Here is a 6,538-nt window from a genome sequence, read left to right as displayed (position 1 = left end):
AATCTGATATCTTTCTGTCTCGGTCAGTTGTGTATAGGCCATAGCGCATTCTCCTGTGGCGGGAAAGATGCCTACTATAGCAACTGACCGCCTTTCTGAAAAATTGCGCTTATTAGTCGAATCCGCCCTGTTTTTTTTATTTTAAGGTCGCCGTTGTTTTCTATTTTAACTATATTTGTTTCATGGATTTTTAAATTTTGTTTAAAATATTTGATTGAATAATTATTAAAGCACACAATTCATAATCTGGCTATTGAGAAACGAAGAACCTGATTTAATCATGTACCTAAAAGAGGTTATTCTGTTTACAGTTGTTTTCCGGGAATATTCGACTAATAGTCTGTTTCAAATAGACAAAAATATGTCCTTGTTATCAACGATAATATGCCAGGTTTGTGTATCGAATATTAGATTTTTGCCGGCAAATTCAGTACCACTGGCCCGATAAAGCGCAGTGAATATTTTCTTTAGCGTATCGGGCCAGAAGGTGACGTTTATTTTGTATAAAGCTGGATTCATTCCAGATTATTTGATTGCTGAAGCATCGATTAAGGTGCCATTGAGGGATACCCAAGCGGACCACGATGATGTGGCTTGACTGGTATTCCAGAGTGAGTTATCGGTGCCACGCGCAAAAACTTCAAGCCGACCATCGGCGTCTTTCACTGCTGTTGGCGCACTGGTGATCACGCCATTCAGCGAAGCCCAGTTAGACCACGAACCGGAATGAGAAGCAGTTTGCCAGATGTGCCAGAGTGCGTTATCGGTACCGCGTGCAAAAACTTCTAGCCGGTTGTCGCAATTCTTCGCTACTGTAGGAGCGCTGGTGATATTGCCGTTCAATGAGAACCAGCCCGACCACGGACCAGAATGGGGTACGGTTTGCCAGATGTGGTAAAGTGCGTTATTGGTGCCGCGCGCAAAGACTTCAAGCCGACCATCAGCGGTACTGATGACTACAGGATCGCTAGTGATTACACCACCGAGCGAGTCCCAATTTGACCACTGGTTGGAATCAGGAGCGGTTTGCCAGATGTGGTAGAGTGCGTTATCGGTGCCACGCACAAAGACTTCCAGTCGACCGTCTGAGTTGATATGAACTGCGGGGTTGCTGGTGAGCACGCCATTCAAAGATTGCCAATTTGACCACGAACCGGAATGAGCGACAGTTTGTGAGATGTGGTAGAGCGCGTTATCGCTGCCACGCACAAAGACTTCGAGTCGGCCATCGGCATTGACATATACTGCCGGGTTACTAGTAATTGTACCCCCTAAAGATTGCCAGTTTGACCAACCGGCATTAGCGGCGGTTTGCCAGATATGCCAGAGCGCATTATCGGTACCGCGTGCGAATACCTCTAGCCGACCGTCTGTATTGATATAAACGACAGGTTTGCTGGTTACGTTTCCGTTAAGTGAGACCCAGCCGGACCAGGAAGAGCCTGAGTGTGGCGCCGTTTGTCTGTTGTGCCACACGGCATTGTCAGTGCCCACACCGAAAACTTCGAGCCGTCCATCAGAGGTGTTTACTACTGAGACAATTTCAGACAACGCGATTGGTGCGTTTTCGATTGCTACCTCATTTGCAACAAGTAGCTCGGCATTATTTGGCTTTGGTATATTAATAGATTCTTCTTGCATATATATCCTCGTTAGAAATAATTTTTCAGATTCACTAAATAGTCATTTAATAAGCAAGATGTTTAATTTTGTGAATCAACATTCTCACTTTTACTCTTTATTCTTTGAAGAAGTAATTAATGCTTTATTTGATGCTGATTGATTGTCCGTGAAGTATTAAGTGGGTGGGATGCTACATTATAAAGCTTCTTCTGTTTATATATATTTTTACATACAGTCATTCAAAAATAATAAATTATGAATGAACTGTTTTGCTGTTTTAAGGTTTCATCTTTATTATATTTGAAAATATATTTTTATCATAATTGTTTTAATTGTATTAAAAACATCTGATAATTTTTACGGAAGCGAACAATTTGCCGACTGGCATTAAAAACACAGATTCTAGTGCATGAATGTTCTATAAAACGGGGGTTTTGTTTGACATTGCCTTTTGGGTCTATTCGACCAAGAGACTACATAAGATAGACAAAACTATATCTTCATGCGCGAGTTTGAGCGAATGCTTGGTTTACGTGTTGAGAATTGGATTGATTACAGTAAGTAAGGTATTACTGGCCCGATGCAGCATAGTGAATGTTTTCCTTAATGCATCAATCAAACCAGAAAGTTATGCACGTCCTTGTGCGAAGCAGGTTATTTAATTGCTGAAGCGTCGATTAAGGCGCCACCGAGGGATGCCCAAGCGGACCACGACGATGATGTAGTTTGCCAAATGTGCAAGAGTGCGTTATCCGCACCGCGGGCAAAAACTTCAAGCCGACCGTCAGAATTCTTCGCTACCGTAGGAGCGCTGGTAATCACGCCAGACAATGAGGCCCAATCAGACCATGAACCCGATGCTGCCGTCTGCCAGATATGCCAGAGAGCGTTATCAGGCCCACGTACAAAGACCTCAAGCCGACCATCGGCGTTGATATGTACCGCAGGATCACTGGTGATGACGCCAGACAGTGACTGCCAGTTTGTCCAACCTGCATTAGGAGCAACTTGCCAAATGTGCCAGAGAGCGTTATCGGAACCGCGTGCAAAGACCTCAAGTCGGCCATCAGAGTTGCTGATTACCACTGGATTGCTCGTTATCACACCACTCAGTGACTGCCAATTTGTCCAGGGATAGGTATGAGAAGTCGTTTGCTTGATGTACCAGAGAGAGTAATCGTTGCTGCGCGCAAAGATCTCAAACTGACCATTGGCGTTGACATATACCGTTGGATCACTGGTAAGCACGCCATTTAGTGATTGCCAATTAGACCACGGACCGGCATGAGGAGCGGTTTGCCAGATGTGCCAGAGTGCGTTATTGGAACTGCGAGCAAAGACCTCAAGTCGGCCATCGGAGTTGATATACACCACTGGATTGCTGGTGATCTGACCACCTAAAGATTGCCAGCCTGACCAACCGGCGCCGGGAGCGGTCTGCCAGTTATGCCATAACGCATTATCTGTGCCACGCACGAATACTTCCAATCTGCCGTCTGAGTTAATATGAACGGCGGGTTTGCTGGTCGCTCCTTCATTCAGTGAGTGCCAGCCAGACCAGGAAGATTCGGTATTGGGTACCGTTTGCCAGTTGTGCCACAGAGCATTGTTGGTGCTCACACCAAAAACCTCTAGCCGACCATCGGCGTTGTTTGCCGCCGAAATAACTCCGGGTAACGCAGTCCAAGAGATTTCATTGGATACTTCTATATCGTTTGCAACAGATGACCCGGTATTATCTGGAACTGATGTATTAATAGATTCTTTTTTCATATATATATCCTCTTTAGGCATAATTTTTTAGATTCAATAAATAGTTATTTAATAAGTAATGTGTTTAATTTTACATTAATACTTTCGATTGCATTCTGGTATATTTTTATTTATAAAATTAATAAGTAATATTTTATTTGATATTAAATTTTAATTGTTAATTTTTTGGATGTGATTTTATATTATGGAGGTCTATGTGTTGATATGTATTTTTAAATACGAATATCTAAAAAACATTAATTATATATAAACTATTTTCTTATTTTAAAGTTTTCTTTGTTTTCTATTTAAAGTCTGTTTTTTTACAGTTATATTTGTTTTTTTATTCAAAATATCTGATGATCATTATTAAAGTACACAATTCGTCATCTGGCTATTGGGTTAATTCCAGCAAATTAGGTGTCGCTGGTCCGATGCAGCGTAGTAAATATCTTCCTTGAAATACATCGGACCAGAAGGTTATGCTCGCCTTGTGCGAAGCTAGATTATTTGGTTGCTCAAGCGTTGCTTAAGGAGCCGCGGAGGGATTCCCAGCCAGACCATGAACCGGATGCTACCGTCTGCCAGATGTGCCAGAGCGCGTTGTCAGTCCCGCGGGCAAAGACTTCAAGGCGGCCATCGGCGTTAGCATATACGGCAGGGTTACTGGTAATCGTGTTCCCTAAAGATTGCCAGCCTGACCAACCGGAATTGGGAGCGGTTTGCCAGATGTGCCAGAGCGCGTTGTCAGTCCCGCGGGCAAAGACTTCAAGGCGGCCATCGGCGTTAGCATATACGGCAGGGTTACTGGTAATCGTGCTTCCTAGAGATTGCCAGTCTGACCAGCCGGAATTGGGAGCGGTTTGCCAGATGTGCCAGAGCGCGTTGTCAGTCCCGCGGGCAAAAACTTCAAGGCGGCCATCGGCGTTAGCATATACGGCAGGATTACTGGTAATCGTGCTTCCTAGAGATTGCCAGCCTGACCAGCCGGAATTGGGAGCGGTTTGCCAGATGTGCCAGAGCGCGTTATTAGCCCCGCGGGCAAAGACTTCAAGGCGGCCATCGGCGTTAGCATGTACGGCAGGGTTACTGGTAATTGTGTTCCCTAGAGATTGCCAGTCTGACCAGCCGGAATTGGGAGCGGTTTGCCAGATGTGCCAGAGCGCGTTATTAGTCCCGCGGGCAAAGACTTCAAGGCGGCCATCGGCGTTAGCGTATACGACAGGGTTACTGGTAATTGTGTTCCCTAGAGATTGCCAGTCTGACCAGCCGGAATTGGGAGTGGTTTGCCAGATGTGCCAGAGCGCGTTGTCAGTCCCGCGGGCAAAGACTTCAAGGCGGCCATCGGTGTTAGCATATACGGCAGGGTTACTGGTAATTGTGTTCCCTAGAGATTGCCAGCCTGACCAACCGGAATTGGGAGCGGTTTGCCAGATGTGCCAGAGCGAGTTATCAGTACCGCGCACGAATACTTCTAATCGACCGTCCGAATTACGATGAACCGCGGGTTTGTTAGTCACTGAGACAATTCTGGACGTCGCGATAGATGAGTTTTCGATTAGCTCATTTGTAACAGAAAACTCAGCATTATCTGGCTTTGATATATTAATAGATTCTTCTTGCATATATATCCTCGTTAGAAATAATTTTTCAGACTCACTAAGTAGTTATTTAATAAACAAGATGTTTAATTATTTGAATTAATATTCTCACTTTTATATTTTATTATTTAAAGAAATAATTAATATTCTATTTGATGCTGGTTTATGATCCGTGAAAATTTCAGGTAATCGTGATGCTACATTATAAAATCTCGTGTGTTTATATTTATTTTTACATGCAGTTATTCAAAAATAATGAATTATGAATGAATTATTTTTATGTTTTAAATATTTTATCTTTATTGTATTTGAAAATTTTTTTATCATGACTATTTTGAATTTATCATAAGCGCATGATAAACAAGCGGTTAATTTGTTATGGGTTGTTTTCTGGATAATTCAATTAGAAGTTTATTTTAGATGGATAAAATTATATGTTTTTCGTCAATAAAATACGAGAGTTTGAGAGAAAGCTAGGTTTGCATATCAAATATTGGGATAATACCAGCAAATAAGATACCACTGGCCCGATACAGAGCAGTGAATATTTTCCTTAAATGCATCGGGTTAGAAAATTACACATGTATTGTGCCAATCTGGCTCCTTTCAGATTATTTGATCGCGGAAGCGTCGATAAAAACACCACCGAGGTAGGTCCAATCAGACCACTGATTGGAATAGGGAGCAGTTTGCCAGATGTGCCAAAGTGCATTATCGGCACTACGCACAAAGACCTCCAGCCGACCATCGACGGTGCAGGTGACTACTGGATCACTAGTGATGGTGCCGCCTAATGATTGCCAGCTAGACCATCCAGCATGGGGAGTAGTTTGCCAGATGTGCCAGAGTGCGTTATCGGCACCCCGAGCAAAGACTTCCAGTCGGCCATCGGCGTTGATATGGACTGCTGGGTTACTGGTGATTGCGTGACCTAGAGAACACCAGTTTGACCACGGACCGGAATGGGGAGCGGTTTGCCAGATGTGCCAGAGTGTGTTATCGGCGCCGCGCGCAAAAACCTCAAGTCGACTATTGGCGTTGACATATACGGCAGGGTTACTAGTAATCATGCCACCTAAAGATTGCCAGCCTGACAGACCGGCGTTGGGCGCAATTTGACAGTTATGCCATAGCGCATTATCGGCACCACGTGCAAATATTTCTAATCGACCGTCTGAATTGATGTGAACGGCGGGTTTGCTAGTCACTTGTAAGCCAAGTGAGGACCAGCCGGTCCAGGAAGAGCCTGTATGTGATGTTTGCTCATTGTACAACACTACATTGTCAGTACCCACACCGAAAACCTTAAGTCGACCATTGGCGGTGTTAGTCACTGAGACAATACCAGACGCTGCGATAGCTGCGTTTTCGATTGATACCTTATCTATAACAGATAGCCCGGTATTACTTGGATTTAATGTATTAATAGATTGTTCTTGCATATATATATCCCCTTTAGTAATAATCTTTCAGATTCACTAAATAGTTATTTAATAAACAAGATGTTTAATTATTTGAGTTAATATTCTCACTTTTATTTTTAGAGAAATAATGAATGTTCT

4 protein-coding genes are annotated in these 6,538 nt (G+C 43.4%); all 4 read right to left on the bottom strand.

The genetic code is table 11. The annotated features are described in order from the left end of the window. Positions 1-525: 525 nt before the first annotated feature. Entirely contained in the window at positions 526-1,641 is a 1,116-nt protein-coding gene (locus tag EAE90_RS21165) for a PLL family lectin (RefSeq protein WP_214055173.1), read from the bottom strand. A gap of 636 nt (positions 1,642-2,277) precedes the next feature. After that, positions 2,278-3,396 (bottom strand): PLL family lectin, encoded by a 1,119-nt coding sequence (locus tag EAE90_RS21160; RefSeq protein ID WP_214055172.1) that lies wholly within the window; start codon positions 3,394-3,396, stop codon positions 2,278-2,280. A gap of 497 nt (positions 3,397-3,893) precedes the next feature. Beyond that, positions 3,894-5,000, bottom strand: coding sequence for a PLL family lectin (locus EAE90_RS21155; protein ID WP_214055171.1), 1,107 nt, complete (start codon positions 4,998-5,000; stop codon positions 3,894-3,896). Positions 5,001-5,587: 587 nt separating this feature from the next. Further along, positions 5,588-6,418: a PLL family lectin gene (locus EAE90_RS21150; RefSeq protein WP_214055170.1), complete on the bottom strand. Its 831-nt coding sequence runs from the start codon at positions 6,416-6,418 to the stop codon at positions 5,588-5,590. Positions 6,419-6,538 lie beyond the last annotated feature (120 nt).

The organism is Photorhabdus caribbeanensis, from assembly GCF_018448885.1.
Taxonomy (GTDB): domain Bacteria; phylum Pseudomonadota; class Gammaproteobacteria; order Enterobacterales; family Enterobacteriaceae; genus Photorhabdus; species Photorhabdus caribbeanensis.
Note: the sequence above shows the minus strand (reverse complement) of the source record. Positions and strands in the feature narration are given on the sequence as shown.

What these genes read in the sequence shown, in the direction of transcription:
- EAE90_RS21160 (WP_214055172.1), bottom strand. Translation starts at nt 3,396, where the DNA reads ATGAAAAAAGAATCTATTAATACATCAGTTCCAGATAATACCGGGTCA.
- EAE90_RS21150 (WP_214055170.1), bottom strand. Translation starts at nt 6,418, where the DNA reads ATGCAAGAACAATCTATTAATACATTAAATCCAAGTAATACCGGGCTA.
- EAE90_RS21165 (WP_214055173.1), bottom strand. Translation starts at nt 1,641, where the DNA reads ATGCAAGAAGAATCTATTAATATACCAAAGCCAAATAATGCCGAGCTA.
- EAE90_RS21155 (WP_214055171.1), bottom strand. Translation starts at nt 5,000, where the DNA reads ATGCAAGAAGAATCTATTAATATATCAAAGCCAGATAATGCTGAGTTT.